30 protein-coding genes are annotated in these 26,390 nt (G+C 57.7%); 12 read left to right on the forward strand and 18 right to left on the reverse strand.

What is annotated here, in order from left to right:
* Positions 1–602: 602 nt before the first annotated feature.
* Together arcB and mtgA are read left to right on the forward strand one after the other, a co-directional pair.
* Positions 603–2,945 carry an aerobic respiration two-component sensor histidine kinase ArcB gene (gene arcB / locus ACR6A7_RS07775; protein WP_434124265.1) on the forward strand — a complete coding sequence of 781 codons (2,343 nt, stop codon included), beginning with the start codon at positions 603–605 and terminating at the stop codon, positions 2,943–2,945.
* Between the two features lie 883 nt (positions 2,946–3,828).
* Positions 3,829–4,548 carry a monofunctional biosynthetic peptidoglycan transglycosylase gene (mtgA, locus tag ACR6A7_RS07780; protein WP_434124266.1) on the forward strand — a complete coding sequence of 240 codons (720 nt, stop codon included), beginning with the start codon at positions 3,829–3,831 and terminating at the stop codon, positions 4,546–4,548.
* Between the two features lie 3 nt (positions 4,549–4,551).
* Here the strand turns inward: mtgA and npr are convergent, their stop codons facing one another.
* The 11 genes from npr to ACR6A7_RS07835 form a co-directional block, all read right to left on the reverse strand.
* On the reverse strand, positions 4,552–4,824 hold the full coding sequence (gene npr / locus ACR6A7_RS07785; RefSeq protein WP_434124268.1) for a PTS phosphocarrier protein NPr: 273 nt from the start codon (positions 4,822–4,824) through the stop codon (positions 4,552–4,554).
* Positions 4,821–5,675 (reverse strand): RNase adapter RapZ, encoded by an 855-nt coding sequence (gene rapZ / locus ACR6A7_RS07790; protein ID WP_033749261.1) that lies wholly within the window; start codon positions 5,673–5,675, stop codon positions 4,821–4,823. The genes npr and rapZ overlap by 4 nt, the downstream gene beginning before the upstream one ends.
* 54 nt (positions 5,676–5,729) lie before the next feature.
* Positions 5,730–6,209 (reverse strand): PTS IIA-like nitrogen regulatory protein PtsN, encoded by a 480-nt coding sequence (gene ptsN, locus ACR6A7_RS07795; protein WP_033749262.1) that lies wholly within the window; start codon positions 6,207–6,209, stop codon positions 5,730–5,732.
* 156 nt (positions 6,210–6,365) lie between these two features.
* Entirely contained in the window at positions 6,366–6,653 is a 288-nt protein-coding gene (gene hpf / locus ACR6A7_RS07800; RefSeq protein ID WP_048784682.1) for a ribosome hibernation promoting factor, read from the reverse strand.
* Between the two features lie 21 nt (positions 6,654–6,674).
* Positions 6,675–8,108 (reverse strand): RNA polymerase factor sigma-54, encoded by a 1,434-nt coding sequence (gene rpoN, locus ACR6A7_RS07805; RefSeq protein WP_434124269.1) that lies wholly within the window; start codon positions 8,106–8,108, stop codon positions 6,675–6,677.
* A gap of 47 nt (positions 8,109–8,155) precedes the next feature.
* Positions 8,156–8,881, reverse strand: a complete 726-nt coding sequence (gene lptB, locus ACR6A7_RS07810) for an LPS export ABC transporter ATP-binding protein (RefSeq protein WP_033749265.1) — start codon at positions 8,879–8,881, stop codon at positions 8,156–8,158.
* A gap of 5 nt (positions 8,882–8,886) precedes the next feature.
* On the reverse strand, positions 8,887–9,435 hold the full coding sequence (gene lptA, locus ACR6A7_RS07815; protein ID WP_033749266.1) for a lipopolysaccharide ABC transporter substrate-binding protein LptA: 549 nt from the start codon (positions 9,433–9,435) through the stop codon (positions 8,887–8,889).
* Positions 9,404–9,982 (reverse strand): LPS export ABC transporter periplasmic protein LptC, encoded by a 579-nt coding sequence (gene lptC, locus ACR6A7_RS07820; RefSeq protein WP_434124270.1) that lies wholly within the window; start codon positions 9,980–9,982, stop codon positions 9,404–9,406. The genes lptA and lptC overlap by 32 nt, the downstream gene beginning before the upstream one ends.
* Positions 9,979–10,545 (reverse strand): 3-deoxy-manno-octulosonate-8-phosphatase KdsC, encoded by a 567-nt coding sequence (kdsC, locus tag ACR6A7_RS07825; protein WP_434124271.1) that lies wholly within the window; start codon positions 10,543–10,545, stop codon positions 9,979–9,981. The genes lptC and kdsC overlap by 4 nt, the downstream gene beginning before the upstream one ends.
* A 13-nt stretch (positions 10,546–10,558) precedes the next feature.
* On the reverse strand, positions 10,559–11,545 hold the full coding sequence (gene kdsD, locus ACR6A7_RS07830) for an arabinose-5-phosphate isomerase KdsD (RefSeq protein ID WP_434124272.1): 987 nt from the start codon (positions 11,543–11,545) through the stop codon (positions 10,559–10,561).
* A gap of 17 nt (positions 11,546–11,562) precedes the next feature.
* Entirely contained in the window at positions 11,563–12,543 is a 981-nt protein-coding gene (locus ACR6A7_RS07835; RefSeq protein WP_434124273.1) for a calcium/sodium antiporter, read from the reverse strand.
* 225 nt (positions 12,544–12,768) lie between these two features.
* Between ACR6A7_RS07835 and mlaF the strand changes: the two genes are divergently transcribed.
* The 7 genes from mlaF (at position 12,769) to murA (ending at position 17,571) form a co-directional block, all read left to right on the forward strand.
* Positions 12,769–13,584 carry a phospholipid ABC transporter ATP-binding protein MlaF gene (gene mlaF / locus ACR6A7_RS07840; RefSeq protein ID WP_033749271.1) on the forward strand — a complete coding sequence of 272 codons (816 nt, stop codon included), beginning with the start codon at positions 12,769–12,771 and terminating at the stop codon, positions 13,582–13,584.
* A 4-nt stretch (positions 13,585–13,588) separates the two neighbouring features.
* Positions 13,589–14,371: a lipid asymmetry maintenance ABC transporter permease subunit MlaE gene (gene mlaE / locus ACR6A7_RS07845; RefSeq protein ID WP_033749272.1), complete on the forward strand. Its 783-nt coding sequence runs from the start codon at positions 13,589–13,591 to the stop codon at positions 14,369–14,371.
* 4 nt (positions 14,372–14,375) lie between these two features.
* The gene (gene mlaD, locus ACR6A7_RS07850; protein ID WP_434124275.1) at positions 14,376–14,918 is read left to right on the forward strand and encodes an outer membrane lipid asymmetry maintenance protein MlaD; all 543 of its coding nucleotides are present in this window, start codon (positions 14,376–14,378) and stop codon (positions 14,916–14,918) included.
* A gap of 13 nt (positions 14,919–14,931) precedes the next feature.
* On the forward strand, positions 14,932–15,564 hold the full coding sequence (gene mlaC, locus ACR6A7_RS07855) for a phospholipid-binding protein MlaC (protein ID WP_434124276.1): 633 nt from the start codon (positions 14,932–14,934) through the stop codon (positions 15,562–15,564).
* A 2-nt stretch (positions 15,565–15,566) separates the two neighbouring features.
* Positions 15,567–15,872: a lipid asymmetry maintenance protein MlaB gene (mlaB, locus tag ACR6A7_RS07860; protein ID WP_033749276.1), complete on the forward strand. Its 306-nt coding sequence runs from the start codon at positions 15,567–15,569 to the stop codon at positions 15,870–15,872.
* A gap of 115 nt (positions 15,873–15,987) precedes the next feature.
* Complete coding sequence (gene ibaG / locus ACR6A7_RS07865; RefSeq protein WP_033749277.1) at positions 15,988–16,245, forward strand: BolA family iron metabolism protein IbaG; 258 nt, start codon at positions 15,988–15,990, stop codon at positions 16,243–16,245.
* A gap of 66 nt (positions 16,246–16,311) precedes the next feature.
* Positions 16,312–17,571 (forward strand): UDP-N-acetylglucosamine 1-carboxyvinyltransferase, encoded by a 1,260-nt coding sequence (gene murA / locus ACR6A7_RS07870; RefSeq protein WP_434124277.1) that lies wholly within the window; start codon positions 16,312–16,314, stop codon positions 17,569–17,571.
* A 62-nt stretch (positions 17,572–17,633) separates the two neighbouring features.
* Here murA and ACR6A7_RS07875 read toward each other — a convergent pair whose 3' ends face one another.
* A complete protein-coding gene (locus tag ACR6A7_RS07875; protein ID WP_434124278.1) occupies positions 17,634–17,936 on the reverse strand; it encodes a helix-turn-helix domain-containing protein in 303 nt (100 codons plus the stop codon).
* Positions 17,937–18,185: 249 nt separating this feature from the next.
* Positions 18,186–19,157: an octaprenyl diphosphate synthase gene (gene ispB, locus ACR6A7_RS07880; RefSeq protein WP_033749280.1), complete on the reverse strand. Its 972-nt coding sequence runs from the start codon at positions 19,155–19,157 to the stop codon at positions 18,186–18,188.
* 256 nt (positions 19,158–19,413) lie between these two features.
* Between ispB and rplU the strand changes: the two genes are divergently transcribed.
* The 3 genes from rplU (at position 19,414) to cgtA (ending at position 21,401) form a co-directional block, all read left to right on the forward strand.
* Positions 19,414–19,725, forward strand: a complete 312-nt coding sequence (gene rplU, locus ACR6A7_RS07885) for a 50S ribosomal protein L21 (RefSeq protein ID WP_033749281.1) — start codon at positions 19,414–19,416, stop codon at positions 19,723–19,725.
* 15 nt (positions 19,726–19,740) lie between these two features.
* Entirely contained in the window at positions 19,741–19,998 is a 258-nt protein-coding gene (gene rpmA, locus ACR6A7_RS07890; RefSeq protein ID WP_006121751.1) for a 50S ribosomal protein L27, read from the forward strand.
* A 230-nt stretch (positions 19,999–20,228) separates the two neighbouring features.
* A complete protein-coding gene (cgtA, locus tag ACR6A7_RS07895; RefSeq protein WP_434124279.1) occupies positions 20,229–21,401 on the forward strand; it encodes an Obg family GTPase CgtA in 1,173 nt (390 codons plus the stop codon).
* A 39-nt stretch (positions 21,402–21,440) separates the two neighbouring features.
* On the opposite strand, the gene ACR6A7_RS07900 is transcribed toward cgtA, so the two are convergent.
* From ACR6A7_RS07900 to ACR6A7_RS07920, 5 genes are read right to left on the reverse strand one after another with little or no spacing between them, the layout of a single operon-like run.
* Complete coding sequence (locus ACR6A7_RS07900) at positions 21,441–21,857, reverse strand: hotdog fold thioesterase (protein WP_434124280.1); 417 nt, start codon at positions 21,855–21,857, stop codon at positions 21,441–21,443.
* A gap of 3 nt (positions 21,858–21,860) precedes the next feature.
* Positions 21,861–22,619 carry a 2,3-dihydro-2,3-dihydroxybenzoate dehydrogenase gene (dhbA, locus tag ACR6A7_RS07905; protein ID WP_434124281.1) on the reverse strand — a complete coding sequence of 253 codons (759 nt, stop codon included), beginning with the start codon at positions 22,617–22,619 and terminating at the stop codon, positions 21,861–21,863.
* Positions 22,619–23,470 carry an isochorismatase family protein gene (locus ACR6A7_RS07910; protein ID WP_434124282.1) on the reverse strand — a complete coding sequence of 284 codons (852 nt, stop codon included), beginning with the start codon at positions 23,468–23,470 and terminating at the stop codon, positions 22,619–22,621. Before ACR6A7_RS07910 ends, dhbA begins: the two co-directional genes overlap by 1 nt.
* 17 nt (positions 23,471–23,487) lie before the next feature.
* Positions 23,488–25,104 carry a (2,3-dihydroxybenzoyl)adenylate synthase gene (locus ACR6A7_RS07915; protein ID WP_434124283.1) on the reverse strand — a complete coding sequence of 539 codons (1,617 nt, stop codon included), beginning with the start codon at positions 25,102–25,104 and terminating at the stop codon, positions 23,488–23,490.
* Positions 25,105–25,114: 10 nt separating this feature from the next.
* Positions 25,115–26,293 carry an isochorismate synthase gene (locus tag ACR6A7_RS07920; RefSeq protein WP_434124284.1) on the reverse strand — a complete coding sequence of 393 codons (1,179 nt, stop codon included), beginning with the start codon at positions 26,291–26,293 and terminating at the stop codon, positions 25,115–25,117.
* Between the last annotated feature and the right edge of the window lie 97 nt (positions 26,294–26,390).

The raw sequence follows: 26,390 nt of genomic DNA on the forward strand, positions 1-26,390 counted from the left end.
GGAATAAGGTCAAATAGCATTCCTGGTCGTCTTTTTAGCGAGGAGTTATCAATTAAATATATGAATTTTATCGTCTTTAATGCGAAAAAAGCGGTGATCGGCCACTGCGTCTGCCCGGCCGAAATGTGAACTGTCTCACTGTCATGCAGCGGTCATATCCCTTAGGCGTGCTGGTTTGATGTGCTTTGACAGCAGAATGTGCTGAATAGCAGATTTCCCGCACATCATGTATCTGTTTTTCTTATAACAGCCTTTTTGCCGCAAATGAGCCAGCGCCATAAGTAAAATTAATCAGGCTGCGTGCGACTATTCACGCAATTAAAATGAATTTCTATTCAAATGAAAAAAGGGGGGCGGGACAACGGGAGGCTGTCAATAAAGAAAAAGAGAGGGTTGGATCACAGTCGCCGAGAAGCAGGCGGCCCTCCAGATTATTCGGTTGGTGCAATTAGTCAAGTGATTTAGCGCCAGCGCAGGCATCGTCGGCAATCGTGGCGTCAGATGCACCATAACGGGGCATAACGCGCGTTTTCCGGCGCTTCGCCGCGCCATCAGTCGCGTAATTACGTTATGATGAACCTGTTCTTTTCCAGGGAGTTCGTATGAAACAGATTCGCCTGCTGGCGCAGTATTATGTTGATTTGATGGTTAAGCTGGGACTGGTGCGTTTTTCGCTGCTGCTGGCGTCGGCGCTGGTGGTGCTGGCGATGGTGGTACAGATGGCGGTGACCATGGTGCTGCGCGGCCATGTCGAAAGCATCGACGTGGTGCGTTCGGTGTTCTTCGGGCTGCTGATTACACCCTGGGCGGTTTACTTTCTCTCGGTGGTGGTCGATCAGCTGGAGGAGTCCCGTCAGCGTCTGTCGCGGCTGGTGGATAAGCTGGAGGAGATGCGCACCCGTGATTTAGAGCTCAATCAGCAAATGAAAGAGACCATCACCCAGCTCAATCAGGAAATTAACGATCGTATCAAGGCGGAGCAGGCGCGCGAGCAGGTAATGGATAAGCTGCGCGAGGAGATGGCACGCCGCGAACAGGCGCAGATCGAACTGGAACAGCAATCTTCATTTCTTCGCTCTTTTCTCGACGCTTCGCCCGATCTGGTGTTCTACCGCAATATCGACAAGCAGTTCTCCGGCTGTAACCGCGCTATGGAGCTGCTGACCGGCAAAAGCGAAAAGCAGCTGATTGGCCTGACGCCGCGCGATATCTACGACGACGACGCGGCTACCAAAGTGCTGGAGACGGATGAAAAAGTTTTCCGCCATAACGTATCGCTCACTTATGAGCAGTGGCTGCAGTACCCGGACGGGCGCAAAGCCTGTTTTGAAATTCGTAAAGTGCCCTACTACGACCGCGTCGGCAAACGCAGCGGCCTGATGGGCTTTGGCCGCGATATTACCGAGCGTAAGCGCTACCAGGACGCGCTGGAGAACGCCAGCCGGGAGAAAACCACCTTTATCTCTACGATCAGCCACGAGCTGCGTACGCCGCTTAACGGCATTGTCGGCCTGAGCCGCATTTTGCTTGATACCGATCTCAATCAGGAGCAGCTGAAATACCTGAAAACCATTCACGTCTCTGCCATTACGCTCGGCAACATCTTCAATGACGTCATTGAGGTCGACAAGATCGAGCGCCGCAAGGTGCAGCTGGATAACCAGCCGCTCGACTTCACCGGCTTCCTGGCGGATCTGGAGAACCTTTCCGGGCTGCTGGCGCAGCCGAAAGGGCTTAAGTTCGTGATGGCGCCTGATTTGCCGCTGCCGCACAAGATTTGCGCCGACGGCACGCGCCTGCGTCAGATCCTGTGGAACCTGATCGGCAACGCAGTGAAGTTCACCCAGCAGGGCGAAATTGTGGTGCGCGTCGCCTATGAATCGAACGAGACGCTGCGCTTTGAGGTTGAAGACTCGGGGCAGGGCATTCCGCAGGAAGAGCAGGACAAGATCTTCGCCATGTATTACCAGGTAAAAGATCAGCACGGCGGCAAGCCTGCGACTGGCACCGGCATCGGGCTGGCGGTATCGCGTCGTCTGGCGCAGGCGATGGGCGGCGATATTACCGTACGCAGCGCGCCGGGGCAGGGCTCATGCTTTACCGTACTGATTAAGGCGCCGCGCGTGGCCGAAGAGGTAGAGGATGACAGCAGAGACAGCAGCATGCCGCTGCCAGCGCTGCACGTATTGCTGGTGGAAGATATCGAACTGAACGTGATCGTGGCGCGTTCAGTGCTGGAGAAGCTTGGCTGCAGCGTCGAGGTCGCCATGACCGGCCAGGCTGCGCTGGAGATGTTTGATCCGCTGGAATTTGATCTCGCCCTGCTGGATATCCAGCTACCGGATATGACGGGTCTCGACGTCTCGCGCGCTATCCATCAGCGCTATCCGGACGCTAGCCTGCCGCCGCTGGTGGCGCTCACCGCCAACGTGCTCAAAGACAAAAAAGAGTATCTGGAGGCCGGTATGGACGATGTGCTGAGCAAACCGCTCTCCGTGCCGGCGCTGACCGCCATGATCAAAAAGTTCTGGGATCATCAGAACGAAGAGGCGGGTGCTGACCACCCGGAAATCGATGGCAAGACGCGCGCGCTGCTGGATGTGCCTATGCTGGAACAATATATTGAACTAGTGGGCCCCAGCCTGATTACACAGAGCCTGACAATGTTCGAACAGATGATGCCTGGCTATCTGGAGGTGCTCGATTCAAATTTGATGGCGCGCGACCAGAAAGGTATTGCGGAAGAGGGGCACAAAATCAAAGGCGCGGCGGGATCGGTTGGGCTACAGCACCTGCAGCAGGTGGCTAAACAGATTCAAAGCCCGGAGCTGCCGGCATGGTGGGACAACGTAGGAGAATGGGTCGAAGAGCTCAAGCGCGAATGGCGCCATGATGTTCAGGTATTGCGCGACTGGGTGGTGGAAAGAGAAAACCAGGGGGGCTAAAAAAAATGACCCCAGTCGAAGACCGGGGTGCGCGAATACTGCGCCAACACCAGGGAAAAAGTCGCTGTTGCTCTACTTGGAGGCGTTTAAATGCAGCAGCGTGGTATCGGTTAACGTCTGCCATCACCTTAGCAAATTCATCAATGACCAGGTAAAGATTCATTAAAATGTGTGATGTTGAGCAGCGTTTAAATACAGAAAACATTAATTTGGCAACACAGTCAAGTAAGGAATTAATTTCTGCGTTGCATTGCGCTCATTTTGACCAATTGTTGCATTTTTTGTGCGGTTTTCGGTAGCCGCAACCACCGGAACATGGCCTTAAGCCAGGGAAAAAGGCTTAAAGCGGTTTTTGGTAGCCATAGTCATGATAACTCAATGAAATATAAGGTTTAAAATGCACTTATCTCAATCTTATCCAAAACGTTTTGGAAAGCGCGCCTTTAAAGTTCCAGTTTTGAATTGAGTCCTGTAAATTTACAGCGGTTGACGCGTCAGTTTTAATGGTTGAGCCAGTATGCGGGAAATCAAACTTAGGGCATAAAGTTGTCAGCTGTGTAACCGTTAGCTTCAATTGGTGAAAAGCGCAACAGTGCGGAATCTGGCACAGTTTAGAAAGTTGAATCATTCAAGGCGGCGCTTATCACAAATAATTAAGTAAAGGGCGTAAAAAGGGATAAGCATGCAGCAGGTATGGAACCGATTCCTTTTTTGCGGAAGTGCTTGATGTCACTGGATCTGTTTTAATATTTTGGCGGTAAAATCTCGTGGTGGCGGTTATCTTACGCGCATCTTTTGGCACTTCTTCAGCGATTTTGACCAAGACGCGGCTTTCATCACGTCGGAAATTGATTAATGCAGGGAACAGGTAAGAGAAGATTGCATGAGCAAGAATAAAGGAAAGCGCTGGCAACGCCTTAAGCGCGCTGTTACTGGCGCAGCGATCGCTGTAGTCGGTATCTGGGTCGCAGGAATTATTCTGTTTTCCTTTCTGCCGGTGCCGTTTTCAGCGGTAATGGCGGAACGGCAAATTGGTGCCTGGCTGCGCGGCGATTTTCATTACGTCGCGCACGCCGACTGGGCGGGGCATGACGACATATCGCCCTGGATGGCGCTGGCGGTGATCGCCGCAGAAGACCAAAAGTTTCCCGAGCACTGGGGTTTTGACGTCGACGCGATTGAAACGGCGCTGGACAGCGAAAGCGAGCGAATGCGCGGTGCCTCGACGCTGTCGCAGCAAACGGCGAAAAATCTCTTTCTCTGGGATGGACGCAGTTGGGTGCGGAAAGGGCTGGAAGCGGGTTTAACGGTCGGCATCGAAACCGTCTGGACCAAGCGTCGCATCCTGACGGTCTATCTGAATATCGCTGAGTTCGGTCAGGGTACCTTCGGCGTGGAGGCGGCGGCGCAGCGCTATTTTCACAAGCCTGCCAGTCGATTAACCCTGTCGGAAGCGGCGCTGCTGGCGGCGGTGCTGCCGAACCCCATCCGTTTTCGCGCTGACGCCCCCTCAGGCTATGTGCGGCAGCGTCAGCAGTGGATTATGCGCCAGATGCGCCAGCTAGGTGGAGAAGGCTTTTTACAGCGCCATCATCTCAACTAGCCTTTACTCTTCGTCGAAGCCAGCCTCGAAAAGTTCGATGACGGCAGCCAGCGCCTGACGCTCTTCCGGGCCGCTGGCTTCAATCTCAATATGGCCGCCTTTCGCCGAGTCGAGCATCAGCAGGGCGATGACGCTGCTGGCCTCCGCCTCGGTGCCGGATTCGTTACGCAGCAGCACGTCGGCATCAAAGCTCTGTACCAGCTCAAACAGCTTCATGGCCGGACGCGCGTGCATGCCCAGCTTATTTTTGATTTCCACAGTTTGTTTGACGGTCATGATTTGCGTTTTTCCAGCGTACGATGGCGTGACTGCACGTTTTTGCCGCGTGAGCGGAAGTAATCCGCCAGCTGTTCGGCAATATAGACCGAACGGTGTTTACCGCCGGTGCAGCCGATGGCAACGGTCAGATAGCTGCGGTTGTTGGTTTCCAGCATCGGCAGCCAAAGCTCAAGATAGCTGCGCGTCTGATAGATAAAGTTGTGTACTTCAGTATGGCGATCGAGAAACGCCGCCACCGGGCGATCGAGGCCGGTCATCGGCCGCAGTTTGGGATCCCAGTGCGGGTTGGGCAAAAAGCGCACGTCGAAAACGTAGTCGGCGTCGATGGGGATGCCGTGCTTAAAGCCGAAAGACTCAAATACCATGGTCAGTTCGCGTTCGCGCTTGCCCAGCAGGCGCGTGCGCAGCATCTCGGCCAGCTCGTGGACCGACATTTCAGAGGTATCGATAATTAAATCGGCACGGGAGCGCAGCGGCTCCAGCAGATCGTTCTCTTCATCGATAGCGCTTTCCAGCGACAGATTTTTGCTGGAGAGCGGGTGCAGGCGGCGCGTGTCGCTATAGCGGCGGATTAGCGTATTGCGATCGGCGTCCAGAAACAGCAGCTGCGGCGAAAAGGCATCCGGCAGATTGTTCAGCGCATGTTCGAATACCTCTGGCGACTCCGGCATATTGCGCACATCAATGCTGACGGCGGCCGAAATATTGCGCTCCACCAGCGAATTCGCCAGCTCGGGCAGCAGCACCACGGGCAGGTTATCAACGCAGTAGAACCCCATATCTTCCAGCGCGCGAAGCGCCACCGACTTTCCTGAGCCTGACCGACCGCTAACGATCATCAGCACCATGACCTTCTCTCCCGTTTTAAACCGGCGCGCACGCCGGTAAAAGCGCAGCGCGCGTTACTGCTCCTCTGGAGCTTCTGTAATAATGGCGTAGAGTTCTTCATCGCTCTGTGCCGCACGCAGGCGGCGACACACGGTCTTATCCGCCAGGCGTTTCGCGACCAGAGACAGGGTGTGCAGATGGGTTTTGCACTGATCTGCTGGCACCAGCAGCGCAAACAGCAGGTCGACCGGCTGGTTATCTACCGCATCGAATGCGATAGGCTGGTCGAGACTGATAAAAACACCGACGGCGCGCAGCGTGTCCTCTTCCAGCTTACCGTGCGGAATGGCGATACCGTTGCCGATACCGGTGCTGCCCATGCGTTCACGGGTCAGGATCGCTTCAAACAGCGTTTGATGCGGCAGATTAAGCTGCTTCGCTGCCAGCTCGCTGATAATTTCCAGCGCGCGCTTTTTACTCTGGCAGTGTACGCCGCTGCGCGTACAGTCCGGCGTCAGCACGGTGCTCAGTTCCAGTGTCAGATCGTTGTTCATTGTCGTTTCACTTGCGAGTTCACAGAGCCGCGGGCCTGCCGCGCTAAACAGCCGCGCGGTATCCCGTGGCGCTTGCACAGATGGCAAAACGGGGCGGTAAATCCGCCCCATCCTGACCGCCCTGAGCGCGCGACAGGCGCGCTGCAAGCGTGAAGGTTAGTGTTTTTTCAGTTTGTCTTTATGCCGGGTGAGCTGACGGGCGAGTTTATCCACCAGTCCGTCAAGCGCCGCATACATATCTTCCGCTTCCGACGTGGCGTGCAGCTCGCCGCCGTTGACGTGCAAAGTCGCCTCTGCAACCTGAGTGACCTTTTCCACTTTCAGAACAATATAAACCTGATTAATACGATCGAAGTAGTGTTCCAGTTTGGCAAATTTCGTATTGATGAACTCACGCAGTGGTTCAGTGATTTCAACGTTTTGCCCAGTGAGGTTTAGCTGCATAGGTCTTCCTTCTCATTTCGGTCAAACCAGCTGTTTACGCTGGTTGGAGGGCGGGATAGATAAAGACTCGCGATATTTAGCGACGGTCCGGCGCGCCACCATAATGCCCTGTTCAGATAACATGGTGGTGAGCTTGCTGTCGCTCAAGGGTTTAGCGGGATTCTCCGCCGAGATTAATTTTTTCACCAGCGCGCGGATCGCCGTAGAAGAGGCTTCGCCGCCGCCTTCGGTATTCACATGGCTGGAGAAAAAATATTTAAGTTCAAAGATGCCGCGCGGGCTGTGCAGGTATTTCTGCGTGGTCACGCGAGAGATGGTGGACTCATGCATATCCACGGCCTGGGCGATATCCGCCAGCACCATAGGACGCATAAACTCTTCGCCCTGTTCGAAAAAGGCCTGCTGCTGCTCAACGATGCAGCGCGTGACTTTCAGCAGCGTATCGTTGCGGCTTTCCAGACTTTTGATCAGCCAGCGCGCTTCCTGCAGATTAGTGCGGATAAACTGACTGTCGCTGTCGTTCCGCGCCGCGCCGCCCATAGCGGCGTAATGCTGATTGATCCTGAGACGCGGCACGCTATCGGCGTTGAGATCCACCGTCCAGCGCTTGCCGACCTTACGCACCAGCACATCGGGAATGACATATTCCGGCTCGCCGGTCTGCACCGACTGGCCAGGACGCGGATCCAGCGACTGAATCAGCAGCATCGCCTCTTTCAGCACAACTTCTTTGAAGCGGGTGACGCGCATCAGGCTGCGGAAATCGTGGTTGGCCAGCAGGTCGAGATGATTGCTGACGATCAGGCGCGCCTCGGCCAGCATCGGCGTGGTCGGCGCGAACTGGGAAAGCTGCACCAGCAGGCAGTCGCGCAGATCGCGCGCGCCAACCCCCACCGGATCGAAGCGCTGAATACGCTTCAGCACCGCCTCGACCTCATCCAGCGCCAGCTCTTCATCGCCCATGCTGTCGAGGATCTCCTCAAGCGAAACGGTAAGATAACCAGTATCGTCGATGGCGTCGACGATCGAGGTGGCGATAGCGCGATCGGTATCGGTAAAGGGCGTTAAATCTACCTGCCACATCAGGTAATCCTGCAGCGACTGAGTCGTTTCGCCCTGATAGACCGGCAGCTCATCATCCTGATAGTCAGTACCGGTGCCGGAAGGGGTGCCTGCGGTATACATTTCGTCCCAGGTGGCGTCGAGCGGCAAATCGTCCGGCAGCTCTTTCTGTTCAAGCGCCTCGCGCGTGTCCAGCACCTCATCTTCCTGATAGTCGCGGCTGTCGATCTCTTCATGCATTTCAGCCTGTTCCAGCAGCGGATTACTCTCCAGCGCCAGCTGCAGCTCTTGTTGCAGCTCAAGCGTAGAGAGCTGCAGCAGCCGAATGGCCTGCTGCAGCTGCGGAGTCATCGCCAGCTGTTGGCTGAACCTGAGTTGCAAACCTTGCTTCATATTCAGGACGGGATTTCCTAAGCAAACATCGTATTAACGACACCTTATCAGAGTCTGAACTCTTCGCCCAAATAAACCCGTTTAACCTGCTCATCTTCAAGAATTTCATTCGGCGTGCCGTGAGCGATAAGACGCCCCTGGCTGACGATATAGGCGCGTTCGCAAACCGCCAGGGTTTCACGTACGTTATGGTCGGTAATCAGCACGCCAAGCCCGCTGTCGCGCAGATGCTCAATGATTTTTTTTATATCGATAACCGAGATGGGATCGACGCCGGCGAAGGGCTCATCCAGCAGGATAAATTTAGGATTAGCGGCCAGCGCGCGCGCAATCTCGACGCGGCGGCGCTCGCCGCCCGACAGCGCCTGACCCATGCTGTCGCGCAGATGGGCGATATGGAACTCATCCATCAGCTCGTTAGCGCGATCCTGACGCTGCTCTTCGGTGAGATCGTCGCGAATTTGCAGCACCGCCATCAGGTTGTCGTAGACGCTGAGGCGGCGAAAAATCGACGCCTCCTGCGGCAAGTAGCCGATGCCGCGACGCGCGCGGGCGTGCAGCGGCAGGATGCTGATATCATCCTCATCGATCACGATGCGACCCGCATCGCGCGGTACGATGCCGACGACCATGTAGAAGGTGGTGGTCTTGCCCGCGCCGTTAGGGCCAAGCAGGCCGACGATCTCGCCCGATTTCACCTGCAGGCTGACATCTTCCACCACGCGACGGCCTTTATACGCCTTCGCCAGATTTTCTGCGATTAAAGTGGCCATAGCGATCAGTTACTCTTTTTCGGGCTGTTAGCGTTCTTGTCCTGCAGCTGCGACGGCACCAGCACGGTGGTGACGCGCTTGCTCTGACCCTGGCTGTAGGCCTGCATTTTCTGCTCTTTGACCAGATAGGTTATACGGTCGCCTTTGATGTTGCTGTCCTGCTGCTCGATATAAGCGTTGCCGGTCAGCTCGACAAAATCTTTCGCCAGCTCATAGTGCAGCTTAGCGGCGTGGCCCTGCACAGGCTTGCCGCTATCCTGCATCTGATAGAAGGTGGCAGGATTGCCGTAGGCATCCACGATGGTTTTATTGCTGTCGCCGCCAGGCCGCGTTACCACCACTTTATCGGCGGTGATTTTGATCGTTCCCTGGGTCACGATGACGTTGCCGGTAAAGGTCGCCACATTGCCTTGCAGGTCCAGCGCCTGGTTTTCGGAGTCGATGTTAACGGGTTTGTCCGAGTCGCCGGTCACCGCCAGCGCGGGCAAGCTGGCCGCCAGCAGAGCGCCGACCAGGAAAAACTTAAGGCTGTTGTTGTGCATTTTGAATTTCATAATAAGTTTTGACCTTTTCAATCAACTCGGCGTTTTTCGTCCGTAGATTCCCGCGCATCTTCATGCCGGTAGAGTTAAAACCGCGCCCGAACAAGGTAACCTGATCGTCGGAGGTCACGTCCTGCGAGATGAGGTTGACCTGCGCGTTGTCCGTTTTGATGCGCTGCAGCTGTGAATCCTGCGTCAGGGTATTCACCTCGACGTGGCCATACAGATAAAGCATACGATCTTTGGTTAATTTGGCTTTATCGGCGCGCACCGACCATGTCGGCATTTTATTTTCGTCGTAGGTGGTCATAACCGGCTTGTCGAACCAGCTCACTTCATCCGCCGCGAAATAGGTCACTTTATCGGACACCAGTTTGTAAGCCAGCGCCCCTTGGGGGTTGTAGACCACGGTGTTCGAATTCGCGCTGGTATAGGTCGGCTCCTGGTCGTTAGCGGCGACCGGCGCGCTGCTTTCATCCTGACTGGTCAGGTTCCAGCCGATTAGCACCAGCGCAATCAAGGCCAGAATCAGCGTTATCCAACGCCTGCTTTTACTCATACTGATTGCCCTTTGGCATCCTCAAATTTGTTCTGCGCCATTAAAATCAGGTCGCAAAGTTCGCGTACTGCGCCGCGTCCGCCTGCAATGTGCGTAACGTAATGGGCGCGCGGCAGCAATACCGGATGCGCATCCGCTACCGCCACGCTCAGTCCTACCCGAGCCATCACCGGCCAGTCGATGAGGTCATCGCCGATATAGGCGACCTGCTCATCGGAAAGCGACAGTTTATCCAGAAGTTCGCGATAGGCCAAAAGCTTATCGGACTGTCCCTGGTAAAGATGACGAATGCCTAAGGTTTTGCAGCGATCCTCCATCAGACGCGCGTTGCGTCCGGTAATAATCGCCACCTCTATATCAGAGGTTAGCAAACAGCGGATGCCGTAGCCGTCGCGCACGTTAAAAGCCTTCAGCTCTTCGCCGTTATTACCCATATAGATCACGCCGTCGGACATCACGCCGTCGACGTCGCAAATCAGAAGGCGAATCTGACCGGCGCGCGCCATCACCTCCGCGCTGACCGGGCCGTAGCAGGTTTCTACCAGGGGAGTATTTACCGACATTCTTATTTCCTGTTCAGACTACGCCAGCGCGCAGCATGTCATGCATATGTACCACACCGAGCAGACGATCGTCATCGGCCACCAGCACAGCGGTAATGTTTTTGTTTTGCATCAGGTTCAGCGCTTCGACCGCCAGCATATTAGGGCGCACCCGAATGCCGCCGCGCGTCATCACTTCCGAAATAGTGGCCTTCTGAAAGTCGATGCCCATATCGAAAATGCGGCGCAGGTCACCGTCGGTAAAAATGCCCTCGATCTTCATGAGATCGTCGACAATAACCGTCAGCCCTAAATTTTTACGCGTAATCTCCAGCAGCGCGTCGCGCAGCGAGGCGTCGCGCGTCACGTGCGGGATTTCGTCGCCGCTATGCATGATGTCGCTGACGTGCAGCAGCAGTTTGCGGCCCAGCGCGCCGCCTGGATGCGACAGCGCGAAATCTTCCGCGGTAAAACCGCGCGCTTCCAGCAGCGCCACCGCCAGCGCATCGCCCATGACCAGCGTCGCCGTGGTGCTGCTGGTTGGGGCGAGCCCGAGCGGGCAAGCTTCCTGGGGGACTTTTACGCACAGATGCACGTCGGCGGCGCGGCCCATGGCGCTCTCGGGGCGGCCGGTAAGGCAGATAAGCGGCACATGCTGACGCTTCAGCACCGGGATCAGCGCCAGAATCTCGTTGGACTCGCCGCTGTTTGAGATAGCGAGCACCACATCGTTGCGGCCGACCATCCCCAGGTCGCCGTGGCTGGCTTCGCCGGGATGCACGAAAAAGGCGGGGGTACCGGTACTGGCGAAGGTGGCGGCCATCTTCTTGCCGATATGGCCCGACTTGCCCATGCCCATGACGACCACTTTGCCCTGGCAGCGATAGATCATCTCGCAGGCGCGGGTAAAGTCGTCATTAATATACTGGTCCAGCTGCTCCAGACCTTCACGCTCGATGCGCAGTACCGCTTTTCCCGCCGTCTGAAAGTCGAAATTCGCGTTTGAAAGCTGAGTTGACATGGCAAATCTGTCCTTTGTTATCCGTCGAGGAAGGCGGGCTGAACCCATAAAAGCGCGCCCCAGACGATGAAACCACAGAGTAAGAAAGCGCCTGCGACGCGGCCAATGCGACGGCGGCGCTGCAGGCAGAGCAGGGCGAACAGCGCGCTGACGGCCAGCATGACCCAGTAATCGCGCGCAAAGGCGTGCTCGTCCACGCTACCGGGATTGATCAGCGCCGGTAAGCCCAGCACGATGGCGATATTATAAATGTTGGCGCCGATAAGATTGCCAATAGCGATATCGTCCTCGCCTTTCAGCGCGCCCGCCAGCACCGTCGCCAGCTCCGGCAGGCTGGTGCCTACTGCGATCAGCGTGGCGCCCATTACCAGCTCGCTGACGCCGAAATAATCGGCAAAGGCGGTGGCGTTGTCGATTACCATGCGCGTCGCCATGGGCAAAATAATCAGCGCGACCGCCAGCCAGAGAAAGGCTACCGTGTTGCCGCTCTCTTCGCGCGGCAGCTCTGCGAGCTGTTCGCGTGTCAGGGTATCGCTATTGTCCCGCTCGGCGCGGCGCGCGAAGCGGATTGCCACCAGCAAATAGGCGATGGCGATGGCGATCAGGCCGAGGCCGTCAAGGCGGCTCAGATAGTTATCGAACAGCATCAGGCCGCTGAGCAGCGAAACCAGCAGCATCAGCGGCAGCTCGCGCCGGATCAGATTGGAGTAGATATTCAGAGGGTGCAGTAGCGCCGCGCCGCCAAGGATCAGTAAAATATTGGTAATATTGGAACCCAGCGCGGTGCCAACGGCGAGATCCATCTGGCCATGCTGCGCCGCCGAAAAAGAGAGGATCATCTCCGGTAGCGAGGTGCCGATACTGACGACCGTCATGCCGATGATCAGCGGCGGAATACCAAAGGATCGACACAGTATCGCGGCGCTAAACACCAGGCGATCGGCGCCATAAGCCAGTAAAATCAAACCAACGATCAGCAGGGCAGCGGCTACGAACATGGAAAATCCTTGGATGAAAGGCGTTGCCGTCACGTCTTGTGCGGCAGGTTTCAGCTTCTGTTATCAGAAACAGGCGCTGATTTTGACCGTCTGAGCGGCAAAAGTAAATTTTATGCCCGCTTTCGCCAAATGAAGGCGGTAAGTTTCTGTAATGCTATCGTGCACTGGCGCATTACAGGCTACCATCGTAGGCTTTATAACGCCCGATCCACAGAAGAGGTAATAATGGACCAACAGGAAACGAACCTGGTTGAGGTTCGTGGCGTCAGTTTTACACGCGGCGATCGTCCGATTTTCGACGATATTTCGCTGACGGTGCCAAAGGGAAAAGTAACGGCCATTATGGGGCCGTCGGGCATAGGCAAAACGACGCTGCTGCGCCTGATTGGCGGCCAGCTGCAGCCCGATCGGGGGGAAATCTGGTTTCGTGGTGAAAATATTCCCAGCCTGTCCCGCGCGAAGCTTTACGAAACCCGCAAAAAGATGAGCATGCTGTTCCAGTCCGGCGCGCTGTTCACCGACCTGACGGTATATGAAAATGTGGCCTGGCCATTGCGCGAGCATACGCAACTGCCCGCTGCGCTGCTGCACAGCACGGTGATGATGAAGCTGGAAGCGGTAGGACTGCGCGGCGCGGCGCAGCTGAAGCCGGCAGAACTCTCTGGCGGCATGGCGCGGCGTGCCGCGCTGGCGCGCGCTATCGCGCTTGAGCCGGAGCTCATCATGTTTGACGAACCGTTTGTTGGCCAGGATCCCATTACCATGGGCGTGCTGGTCAAGCTGATCGACGAGCTCAACCATTCGCTGGGCCTCACCTGCATTGTGGTATCGCACGATGTGCCAGAGGTGCTCAGCATCGCCGACAGAGCCTATATTGTGGCAGGCCAGAAAATCATTGCGCAGGGCAGTACACCGGAGCTGCGGCAAAACCCTGACCCGCGCGTGCGTCAGTTTCTGGATGGGATCGCGGACGGACCTGTCCCGTTCCGGTTTGCCGCCGGGGACTATCTTGCCGACTTAACCGGCTCAGGGAGAGTGTAAGCCAATGTTGTTAAAGGCGCTGGCGTCATTAGGACGCCGGGGAATCAATACCTGCTCCACCTTTGGTCGGGCAGGTTTAATGCTGTTTCACGCGCTGGTAGGGAAACCCGCCTTTCGTAAACACACGCCGCTGCTGATCAAACAGCTTTACAGCGTCGGCGTCTTATCGCTGTTGATTATCGTCGTGTCCGGGCTGTTTATTGGCATGGTGCTGGGGCTGCAGGGCTATCTGGTGCTGACCACCTACAGCGCGGAAACCAGTCTCGGCATGCTGGTGGCGCTGTCGCTGCTGCGCGAGCTGGGACCGGTAGTGACCGCGCTGCTGTTCGCCGGCCGGGCCGGATCGGCGTTGACGGCGGAGATTGGCCTGATGAAGGCGACCGAACAGCTCTCCAGTATGGAGATGATGGCGGTCGATCCGCTGCGCCGCGTTGTCTCGCCGCGCTTCTGGGCGGGCTTTATCAGCATGCCGCTTCTGACGCTAATTTTTACCGCCGTCGGCATCGCTGGCGGTGCGCTGGTCGGCGTGAGCTGGAAAGGCATCGATCCCGGCTTTTTCTGGTCGGCGATGCAAAACGCGGTCGATTTTCGTACTGACGTCATCAACTGCATTATTAAAAGCGCCGTTTTTGCCGTGACGGTCACCTGGATCGCGCTGTTTAACGGTTACGACGCGATTCCGACCTCTGAAGGGATTAGCCGCGCGACGACGCGCACCGTGGTGCACGCCTCGCTGGCGGTACTCGGTCTGGATTTTGTGCTGACAGCACTGATGTTTGGGAACTAATGCAATGCAAAGCAAAAAAAGCGAAATTTGGGTTGGCGTGTTTATGCTTCTGGCGCTGGTGGCGATGCTGTTTCTCTGCCTGCGCGTGGCGGATCTTAAGTCGCTCGGCACGCAGCCGACCTGGCAGCTTTACGCTACCTTCGATAATATCGGCGGCCTGAAAGTCAGCTCGCCGGTTAAAATCGGCGGCGTGGTGATCGGCCGCGTCACTGATATCTCCCTGGAACCTAAAACGCTGTTACCGCGCGTCACCATGGCGATCAGCGACGAGTACGCCGACAAGATTTCCGATACCAGCTCGCTGGCGATCCGCACCCAGGGCTTACTCGGCGAGCAGTTTTTAGCGTTGAATCTGGGCTTTGACGATCCCGAGCTGGGCTCGGCGATGTTGAAAGACGGCGACACGCTGCGCGATACCAAATCGGCAATGGTACTGGAGGACCTGATAGGTCAGTTCCTGTACAAGAGCGGTGACAAGAAAAACGATGCGGATAACAAGGGTACGCAGGGCGACGAGAGTGCGCCTGCTGCCCCGGCTCAACCCTGAGAGGTAAAAAACGATGTTTAAACGTTTCCTGATGATTGCCATGCTGGTGGTTGCGCCGCTGGCCACGGCAAATGCCGTCGACCAAAGCAATCCTTACAAGCTGATGAATGAGGCGGCGGCCAAGACCTTTACGCGTCTTAAAAACGAGCAGCCAAAAATCAAGCAGAATCCTAATTACCTGCGCGATATCGTTCGTCAGGAGCTGCTGCCCTATGTGCAAATCAAGTACGCCGGCGCGCTGGTGCTGGGCCGCTACTATCGTGAGGCGACGCCAGCGCAGCGCGATGCCTATTTCGCCGCATTTGGCGACTATCTGGCTCAGGCTTACGGCCAGGCGCTGGCGCTTTATCACGGTCAGACTTACCAGATTCAGCCGGAGCAGCCGCTCGACGGCAAGAATATCGTTGCGATTCGCGTCACCATCGTGGACCCCAACGGTCGTCCGCCTGTTCGCCTGGATTTTCAGTGGCGTAAAAACAGCCAGAGTGGCAACTGGCAGGCGTATGACATGGTGGCGGAAGGCGTCAGCATGATCACCACTAAACAGAACGAGTGGGGCGACTTGCTGCGTACCAAAGGCATTGATGGCCTGACAGCACAGCTGAAAAGCTCTGCGGCACAGCCGATTACGCTGGATAAACAGTAACGATGCATGAGTCATTACGCTGGCAGCGTGACGCCAGCACGCTGTCGCTGTACGGCGAACTGAACCGCGATACGCTGCTGGCGCTCTGGCAGCAGCGTGACACGCTGATCGACAAAGCAGAGATTATCGACGTTTCCGGACTGGCGCGCGTCGACTCAGCCGGTCTGGCGTTGCTGGTGCACCTGCGCGAAATCGCCCGCGCTCAGGGCGTCACGCCGCGTTTTAGCGGCATCAGCGAGAAATTGCAGTCGCTGATTACTCTCTACAATCTTCAGCAGATTATTGTTTCTGCGGAAAAAAGCAGCTGACCGCTTTCCCACACTCTTAAGCCCCTGTTTCTGGCAGGGGCTTTTGCATGTTTAAGAGTCCGCCGCTTTCCTCTAAGATGTCACCCTTTATTCTTTACAACTTAAGTAATGAGCAATGGAAAACAGTGAAATTCAGGCCGTGCTGATGAAAGCGCTGCCGCTGGACGAAGTCCATGTGATGAGCAACGATGGCAGCCACTTTCAGGTCATTGCCGTAGGTGAAATGTTTGGCGAGCTGAGCCGCGTGAAAAAACAGCAGGCCGTTTACGCGCCGCTGATGGAATATATCGCCGACAACCGCATTCATGCTGTCTCCATTAAAACTTATACCCCTGCTGAATGGGCGCGCGACCGTAAACTTAACGGTTTTTGAGCCTTCATCATGGGCGCTCGCCGCTGGCGAGCTCTTCCCGTCTTTAGTTAATTGAGAGCCGTGTTAATGGACAAATTTCGTGTGCAAGGCCCCACCCGCCTGAGTGGTGAAGTCACCATTTCCGGGGCGAAAAATGCCGCACTGCCGATTCTGTTTGCTGCGCTGCTGGCTGAAGAGCCGGTCGAGATCCAGAACGTGCCGAAGCTGCGCGATATCGATACCACAATGAAGCTGCTAAGCCAGCTGGGTGCGAAAGTTGAGCGCAACGGCTCCGTCCACGTCGACGCCAGCAAGGTCGATATTTTCTGCGCGCCGTACGAATTAGTGAAAACCATGCGCGCTTCTATCTGGGCGCTCGGTCCGCTGGTCGCGCGCTTCGGCCAGGGCCAGGTCTCTCTGCCGGGCGGCTGCGCCATCGGCGCGCGTCCGGTCGATCTGCATATTACGGGCCTGGAGCAGCTGGGCGCTGAAATCAAGCTGGAAGAGGGCTACGTTAAGGCCTCTGTCGACGGCCGCCTGAAAGGCGCGCATATCGTGATGGATAAAGTGAGCGTAGGCGCGACCGTGACCATCATGAGCGCGGCGACGCTGGCTACCGGCGTCACCATTATCGAGAACGCGGCGCGCGAGCCGGAAATTGTCGATACGGCCAACTTCCTGATTACGCTGGGCGCGAAGATCAGCGGCGCAGGCACCGACAAGATCACCATTGAAGGCGTTGAACGCCTGGGCGGCGGCGTCTATCGCGTCCTGCCGGACCGCATCGAAACCGGCACTTTCCTGGTGGCGGCAGCCATCTCAGGCGGTAAAGTGCTCTGTCACAACACCCAGCCGGATACGCTGGACGCCGTTCTGGCGAAGCTGCGCGATGCGGGCGCCGACATCGAAACCGGCGACGACTGGATTAGCCTGGATATGCACGGCAAACGCCCTAAAGCGGTCAACGTACGTACGGCGCCGCACCCGGGCTTCCCAACTGACATGCAGGCGCAGTTCACCCTGCTTAACCTGGTAGCGGAAGGCACGGGCGTCATCACCGAAACCATTTTTGAAAACCGCTTTATGCATATTCCCGAGCTGATCCGTATGGGCGCGCACGCGGAAATTGAGAGCAATACCGCCATCTGCCACGGCGTGGAAAAACTTTCCGGCGCGCAGGTGATGGCAACCGATCTGCGGGCGTCGGCGAGCCTGGTGCTGGCAGGCTGCATCGCCGAAGGCACGACGCTGGTGGATCGCATCTACCATATCGATCGCGGCTATGAGCACATCGAAGATAAACTGAAGGCGATGGGCGCGCAGATTGAACGCGTGAGCGCTGAGTAAACGCCGCGCGAATAAAAAACCAGCCACGGCAGCGCGGCTGGTTTTTTTTGCCTGTTCGATCCTCAGGCGCTGGCGGGATCCTGCTTGCGCTTCTCGTCTCCGGCGGGGGATCGAATACGCTTTTTGCGATCCAGCAGCAGATGGGTGTGCGGATCGTAGTAGCGGCTTGGCCAGATCTCGGCGGGATGGACGTCAATTGCCTCCGCAATTAGCCACTCTCCTTTCGGCCAGGGACGCGAAAGGGCATTGGCCAGCGTAGATGAACTCAAGCCCGCCTGGCGTGACAACGCCGCCAGCGTCGTGCCGCGTCTGCGCAGCGCAGCAATTACATCGGCGGGATGCCAGTCTTCACTCCTTTTTTGCATATCGCATTCTCCTTGTTCCTTGCGTGAATATTCCCAGTGCAGTGAGGGACCGTGCTCTTTTCTCTTATCTGGAATGTTGTGGAATTTTTATACCAGAAAGTTTCTTGTTGTTTCCAGTAATTTTTGGGCCAGTCGCGAGAAGTGAGCGCCTTGACGCAAAAGCGCGGCAACAGAAGTGATGCATTTTCGGAAAAAAGTGAAGCGGGAAGGGGGAAACAGCGGAGCTGCGGCGGCAGCTCCGAAGGGAAGTCAGAAATCGCGCTGGACAGACATATGCGCCAGCGCTTCGAGCGCGCTGCGCCAGGGCGATTCCGGCAGCGCGCTGAGCGCCGCAATCGCTTTATCCGCTTCCTGCTCGGCGCGCTTGCGGGTCCATTCCAGCGAGCCGCACTGCTGCATGGCGGCGAGCACCGGCTCAAGAAGATGACGGCCGTTGCCCTGTTCGATCGCCTCGCGGATCATCTTCGTCTGTTCCGGCGTGCCGTTATGCATCGCATGCAGCAGCGGCAGGGTCGGTTTGCCTTCACTGAGATCGTCGCCGGTATTCTTGCCCAGCGTGGCGCCGTCGGCGCTATAGTCGAGCAGATCGTCGATTAACTGGAAAGCGGTGCCGAGAAAGCGTCCGTAATCCTGCATCGCTTTTTCCTGTGCCGGCGTGGCGTCGGCGAGAATAGCGGATGCCTGCGAAGCGGCTTCAAACAAACGCGCCGTTTTGCTGTAAATTACGCGCATATAGCTCTCTTCAGTGATGTCCGGGTCGTTGACGTTCATCAGCTGCAGCACCTCGCCTTCAGCTATCACGTTCACCGCTTCGGACATCAGCGCCAGAATACGCAACGAGCCCATGCTGGTCATCATCTGGAAGGCGCGCGTATAGATAAAGTCGCCGACCAGCACGCTGGCCGCATTGCCGAACGCCGCATTAGCGGTCGCTTTGCCGCGACGCATATCGGATTCATCCACCACGTCGTCATGCAGCAGCGTCGCAGTGTGGATAAATTCGATCAGCGCCGCGTTAATGACGTGCAGCTCGCCCTGGTAGCCTAGCGCGCGTGCCGAAAGCACAGCGATCATCGGACGGATGCGCTTGCCGCCGCCGCTGATGATGTAATAGCCAAGCTGATTAATCAGCGAGACCTCGGAATTCAGCTGGTCGAGGATGGTCTGGTTGACGGCCGCCATATCCTGCGCGGTTAATTCATTAATTTGTTCTAAGTTCATTCGTCTGTTCAGCTTTGACTCGTTTCAACGGCTCATGGTACGTGCTTTAACCAGCCTGAGTTCAGGTAATCTGTTACTGATTGTACTTGAATTTTCCGGATGAGAAACGTTTGCGATCGGCCTGTGTTTTTTTTCTGCAAGAGAGTGCAAAGTGCTCTTGTCTTCTGCTGGAGATTTGCGTAGAATTCGCGCCCTATTGTGAATATTTATCGCGCCGCCTGATGAACGAAAGGCATGCGCAGAAGCGGAGTTTTATATGTACGCGGTTTTCCAAAGTGGTGGTAAACAACACCGAGTAAGCGAAGGTCAGACCGTTCGCCTGGAAAAGCTGGACATCGCAACCGGTGAAACCATTGAGTTTGACCAGGTGCTGATGATCGCAAATGGCGAAGACGTGAAAATCGGCGCGCCACTGGTTTCAGGCGGCGTTATCAAAGCTGAAATCGTTGCTCACGGTCGTGGCGAGAAAGTTAAAATCGTTAAGTTTCGTCGTCGTAAGCACTACCGTAAGCAGGCTGGCCACCGTCAGTGGTTCACTGATGTGAAAATTACTGGCATCAGCGCTTAAGAGGAGATCTGACAAATGGCACATAAAAAGGCTGGTGGCTCGACTCGTAACGGTCGTGACTCCAATGCAAAACGTCTGGGTGTAAAACGTTTCGGTGGCGAATCTGTTCTGGCAGGTAGCATCATCGTTCGTCAGCGTGGCACCAAGTTCCATGCCGGTAACAACGTAGGTTGTGGTCGTGACCACACCCTGTTCGCTACCGCAGACGGCAAAGTTAAATTCGAAGTGAAAGGTCCGAACAACCGTAAATACATCAGCATCGTTGCTGAGTAAGGTTGTCGTGACGCAGACAGCGACTGTCTGAACGCACGAATAAAAGCCCCGCAGCCATTGCGGGGCTTTTTACATTCTGCGACCTGTCGTTCTGTATTGCTGTACACTTTATGTACGCCTGATGTAAATCAGTCCTGATTTATCCGCCGCCGGTCGGCGCAGACAGACCCTGGCGGACCCGTTCGCAGCCCTGTAGGGGCGCGCGGGCGATTGTGTGACGGAGAAAGAAAATGAAGTTTGTTGATGAAGCGACAATCCTGGTGGTTGCCGGCGATGGCGGCAATGGCTGCGTCAGCTTCCGCCGTGAAAAATATATTCCGAAAGGCGGTCCGGACGGCGGTGACGGCGGTGACGGCGGTGATGTCTATCTGGTTGCCGACGAGAACCTGAATACCCTGATTGACTACCGTTTTGAGAAGTCCTTCCGCGCCGAGCGCGGTCAGAACGGCCAGAGCCGCGACTGTACCGGCAAACGCGGTCAGGACATTATCGTTAAGGTGCCGGTCGGCACCCGCGTGATCGACCAGGGCACCGGCGAAACGCTGGGCGATATGACGCGCCATGAGCAGAAGCTGATGGTCGCTAAAGGCGGCTGGCACGGCCTGGGCAATACGCGCTTTAAATCCTCGGTAAACCGTACCCCGCGTCAGAAAACCATGGGCACGCCGGGCGAGAAGCGCGATTTGCAGCTGGAGCTGATGCTGCTGGCCGACGTTGGCATGCTGGGCCTGCCGAACGCCGGCAAATCGACCTTTATCCGCGCCGTCTCTGCGGCCAAGCCGAAAGTGGCGGATTATCCGTTCACCACGCTGGTGCCAAGCCTGGGCGTGGTACGTATGGACAGCGAGCAGAGCTTCGTCGTTGCTGACATTCCGGGCCTGATTGAAGGCGCTGCCGATGGTGCTGGCCTCGGTATTCGCTTCCTCAAGCACCTCGAGCGCTGCCGCGTGCTGCTGCACCTGATCGACATCGCGCCGATCGACGAGTCCGATCCGGTGGAAAACGCCCGCATCATCCTCGGCGAGCTGGAGAAGTACAGCGACAAGCTGTTCAACAAGCCGCGCTGGCTGGTGTTCAATAAAATCGACGTGATTGGCGAAGAGGAAGCGCAGACGCGCGCTAAAGCGATTGCCGAAGCGCTGGGCTGGGAAGAGAAATACTATCTTATCTCCGCCGCAAGCCGTCAGGGCGTGCAGGATCTCTGCTGGGACGTGATGAGCTTCATCAACGCCAACCCGAAAGAAGCGGAAGAAGAAGAGAAGAAACCCGAGAAAGTCGAGTTCATGTGGGATGACTATCACCGTGAAGCGATGGAAAACGTGGTTGAAGAAGAAGATGAAGAGTGGGATGACGACTGGGACGAAGATGACGACGAAGGCGTCGAAATCATCTACCAGCGTTAATGCCAGAAAAAAGGGACAGCGAAAGCTGTCCCTTTTTCATTACCCCAGCACCGCCACCGTCAGGCGCGACGAACAGCAGAGCTGGCCGCGCGCGTTGCGGATTTCAATCTGCCACACCTGATTGCGTGAGCCGATATGCAGCGGACGGCAGATGCCGCGCACTTCACCGCTGGAGACCGGGCGGTGATGGCTGGCGTTGACCTCGATGCCCACCACGCTTTTCCCCTCTTCGGTGCAGAGATAGCCGGCGATCGAGCCCATCGACTCCGCCAGCACCACCGACGCGCCGCCGTGCAGCAGGCCGAACGGCTGATGGGTGCGCGCATCGACCGGCATAACCGCCTCCAGGTAATCGTCGCCGATGGCGGTAAAGCGGATGCCGATATGCGCCACCAGCGAATTTTCACCGATAGCGTTCAGCGCGTTGAGATCGGTTTCGCGTTTCCAGATCGCCATCGGTCAGGCTCCCAGCGTCGCGCCGCCGTCCACCACGATATCCTGCAGCGCGACGTGGCTGGCGAGATCCGAGGCGAGGAACAGCACGTTATGGGCGATCTCCTGCGGCGTGGCGATCTTCCGCAGCGGGATCCCCAGCTTATATTGATCCGGGAAGCCGTCGATCATCTCCTGCTCGGCGGTCGGCGTATGCCACAGGCTGCGCTGCATCTCGGTGTCGGTCGAGCCGGGCGAAACGATATTGCAGCGCACGCCATAGGGTGCCATCTCCAGGCCGACGGTCAGGGTCAGGCTGCGCAGCGCGGCTTTTGAGGCGCCGTAGGCCGACATACCGATACGCGGCGCGTGCGCCGAGTTAGAGGCGACAGAGACGATGGCGCCTGCACGCTGCTGGCGAAATACCGGCAGCGTCTGCTGGAACATATTGAAGGCGCCGCCTACATTGACCGCCAGACAGGCCTGGAAATCCGCGGCGGAAATCTCGTCGGTGGCGCCGATACGCAGGATGCCCGCGCCGTTCACCAGCACGTCGAGGCGCGGCTGCTGCGCCAGCAGGCGCTGGCACACCGTTTTCACCTGTCCTGCATCGGCCACGTCAAGCGTATGGCAGGCGAAAGGGTAGTCGAGGTCGTGAAAGCGCAGATCGAAGCCCTGAACCTGCGCGCCCGCGGCGTGAAAGGCGAGCGCGGTGCAGTAGCCGATGCCCTGGCCTGCGCCGGTTACCCACACCTGCTTACCGCTGAAGTCGAAGCGCTGGCTCATTATGCAGGCTCCCGTGACAGCAGCGCCCACCAGCCGTCGATAGTGGGATTTTTCGCCAGGCTGACAAAGTCGATATCGCCATGCGCCTGACGCCAGCGCGCCGCCAGCGCCATCATGCGCACGGAATCGAGACCGTAGTCGATCAGGTTCTCATCATCTTCCGGCACGTCATCGTCTTCCAGCAGCGGCAGAACCAGCGCGCGCAGATCCTCCTTGCTGAGCGGCAGCGGCATCACATCTGCGGTCATCACCACTTTGCCGCTGCGTCCGGCGGTATAGGTCAGCGCCATCATATGTTCCTCGCGGCTAAAGTCCGCCAGCGCATCCGCCACCATAAAGGGCTGGATGTTGCGCATAAAGGCATCGGTCGCGGTGGTGAGACAGCCAATGTGGGCGTACACGCCGGTGATGATCAGCTGATCGCGTCCCATCTCCTGCAGAATTGACTCCAGCGGCGAGCGGACAAAGGCGCTGTAGCGCCACTTAGTCAGCACCTGATCCTCGGCGTCGGGCGCCAGCGCATCGACAATCTTCTGCTGCTCGGGATGTTTGTTCAGGCCCGGCCCCCACATATCGTTCAGCAGCGCGCGATCCTCATCGCTCTGCTGATTAGGCTGCGCGGTGTAGAACACCGGGATGCCCTGCGACTTGCACCAGGCGCGCAGGCGGGCGATGTTCTCCACCACCTGATTGACCAGCGGGCTGTTTTCGCCCCAGAAGTTAAGAAAGTAGGCCTGCATATCGTGAATCAGCAGGGCGGCGCGCTGCGGCTCCAGCGCCCATTTCACCTTGTTGGCGGGCAGCTCGGCGGCGGCAGGCAGCGAATATGAGGTCAGTTTTGGAATAGCCATAAAATCTCCGGAACAGGTCAGGCTTGCGCTTGTTGATCGGCAAGCTGTTGGCGCAGGCGTTTCTTGTCTACTTTGCCGACGGGCGTCAGCGGCAGCGCATCTACGCAGGTAATACGGTCAGGCAGCTTATATTCGGCGACGCCCAGCTCGCGCAGATGGCGGCGCAGCGCCACCGGCTTGAGCGGCTGGCGCGCGACGATAAAGGCGCAGCTTTTTTCGCCCATCAGCTCGTCATGCATCGATACCAGAGCCGCATGGATCACGTCCGTATGGCGCTGCAGCAGGTTTTCGATCTCCTCGGCAGCGATCTTTTCGCCGCCGCGGTTAATCTGATCTTTCTCGCGTCCCTGCACGGTGATGTAGCCCTGCGGATTAATCTCGATCAGATCGCCCGAGCAGTAAAAACCGTCGGCGTCGAAGCTGGCGGCGTTGTGCGCCGGGCTGTTGTAGTAGCCGCGGAAGGTATAGGGACCGCGCGTCATCAGGCGGCCGATGGCGCCGGTCGGCAGCGGATCGCCATTCTCGTCGGCTACCCAGACCTCATCGTCCGGCGAAATCGGACGGCCCTGAGTAGTGAGAATGGTGCGCTCGTCGTCGTCAAACCGGGTGTAGTTCACCAGCCCTTCCGCCATACCGAACACCTGCTGCAGCCGGCAGCCGATCTCGCTCTGAATGCGCGCCGCCAGCGTCTCGCCCAGTTTGGCGCCGCCCACCTGCATCCGCTGCAGCGACGCCAGCGCCCGGTTGCTGCCCCACTCCTGGATCGCCTGCAGCCACAGGCTGACGGCGGGCGGCACCAGGCCGGTGTCAGTGACCTGGTGTTTTTCGATTAGCGGGAAGCAGTTCGTCGCGCTGGGATCCTCGGCCAGAATCACCTGGCCGCCCGCGTAGAAGACGCCCAGCGCGCCAGGCGAACTCATCGCAAAATTATGCGGCGCGGGCAGGGCGATCAGATAGCGCGTGTCGGCGGTGACCGCGCAGATCTCGTCGCTGGCGCGGATGCTGTAGTAGTAGTCGTTGTGGGTGCGCGGGATCAGCTTCGGCGTGCCGGTGCTACCGCCGGAGAGCTGGAAAAACGCCACTTCGTCGGCGGCGGTCGGCGTCGGCTGAAAAGCGTTCGCGGCCTCCGCCATCAGCGCTTCCAGCCCGTTTTCCGGCTGGCTGTCGTTGCGCAGGATCACCTGCCGCAGCGACGGACAATCGGCGCACAGCGCGTCGATAAAGCGGTCGTCGGCGAACAGCCCATGGCGGCGATCGGCGATCAGCAGCGCAGGTTCGATCTGCGCGGCGTAGGATTGCAGCTCGGTGCGCTGGTGGCTGAACAGCGCGTAGACCGACGCGACGCCCAGCTTGAACAGGGCGAAAACGGTGACGTAGAAGTCGGCGACGTTGCCGAGCTGCACCAGCGCGGTGTCGCCGTTTTTCAGCCCGCGGCGCTGCAGCGCCGCGGCGAGGTTGTCGCTGCGCTGCGCCAGCTGACGGTAGCTCAGCTGCAGATCGCCTTCGATAACGGCGATAGCGTCGCTGTTTTCATGGCGCGCCAGGATATCGGTCATCGGCACATCCAGCCAGTAGCCTTTCTCGCGGTAGCGCGCCGCCAGATCGTCTGGCCAGCGATGGTAGGGGATCGACATGGTATTTCCTTTATTGCAGTCCAAAAGCGCGCAGCATGGTGTCGAGTTTGACACCCGTCTCGCGCCATTCTGATTCTGGTTGCGAATCGGCCACGATGCCCGCGCCAGCGAACAGGCGCACGCGCGCGCCGTGCACGGTGCCGCAGCGGATAGTCACAACCCATTCGCCATTGCCCTGCTCGTCGCACCAGCCGACGATGCCGCCGAACAGACGGCGGTCAAACGGCTCCAGCGTCTGGATCAGCTGCTGCGCGCGCGCGTGCGGGAAGCCGCTCAGCGCTGGCGTCGGATGCAGCAGACAGGCGAGCGACAGCGCATTCTCCTGCTCATCGAGCGCCTCACCGTCAATCTGCGTCGCCAGATGCCACAGCGTGGCGGTGGTCAGCAGAGAAGGGGTCGCGGGCACCGAGAGCAGGCGGCTGCGCGGCTGCAGCACCGCGCGCATCGCGTCAGTCACTAGCTTATGCTCGTGGCGATCTTTCGCTGATTGCATCAGGGCGTCGCCCGCGGCCCTGTCGCGCTGCGCGTCGGCGTCGCGTCGCGCAGAGCCAGCCAGCGGACAGGAGCGGAAATCACGCCCCTCTTTACGCAGCATCAGCTCCGGGCTGGCGCCCACCAGCGAGCCGCCCTGCGGCAGCGGCAGGTGAAAGTGATAGCTGTTCGGGTTTTGCGCCACGATGCGCTGCATCAGCGCAGCGATATCCACCGGCTGCTCCGTCACGATATCCATCAGGCGCGACAGCACGACTTTATCCAGCTCGCCGCGCTGCGTAGCGGCCACGGCCTCTGCCACCATGGCGGTAAACACCGCGTGCTCCGGCATGGCGGCGCGGCGGCGTACCTGCGGCAGCGGCGCCTGAACGGCGGGCAGCGCAGCCTGAAGATCGGCGCGCTTAAAAGTCTGATGCGATTCCGGAATAAACAGCGCGGCGGGCTGGCTGACGTCGAAGGGGATGGCGCCGACCAGGACTGGGTGGGCGATGCCCTGTTTTTTTGCCGATGCGAAGTGGCGTCGCAGCTGCTGTTGAAAGTCGCCGTTTAGCGCGTCGCCATCGACCGCCGGCGCGGCGATCGTGGTGTAGCAGCCTTGCGTAGCGATACTGCGCCACGGGGAGGTGAAGATAAATCCCCGGCACAGCGCGGAGAAATCCTCAAGCAGGGGATTTCCAAACGTCAACGTTTCCACCATAATTTTCACCTATAAATGATAAGATAACTAATAATGATTATCATTTGTATTGTGGTTCTGTAACCTACGTTGATTAGGCTGGAGTGTCAATAAATTC

Origin of the sequence: Pantoea phyllosphaerae, assembly GCF_051025595.1 — a bacterium.
Lineage (GTDB): Bacteria > Pseudomonadota > Gammaproteobacteria > Enterobacterales > Enterobacteriaceae > Pantoea.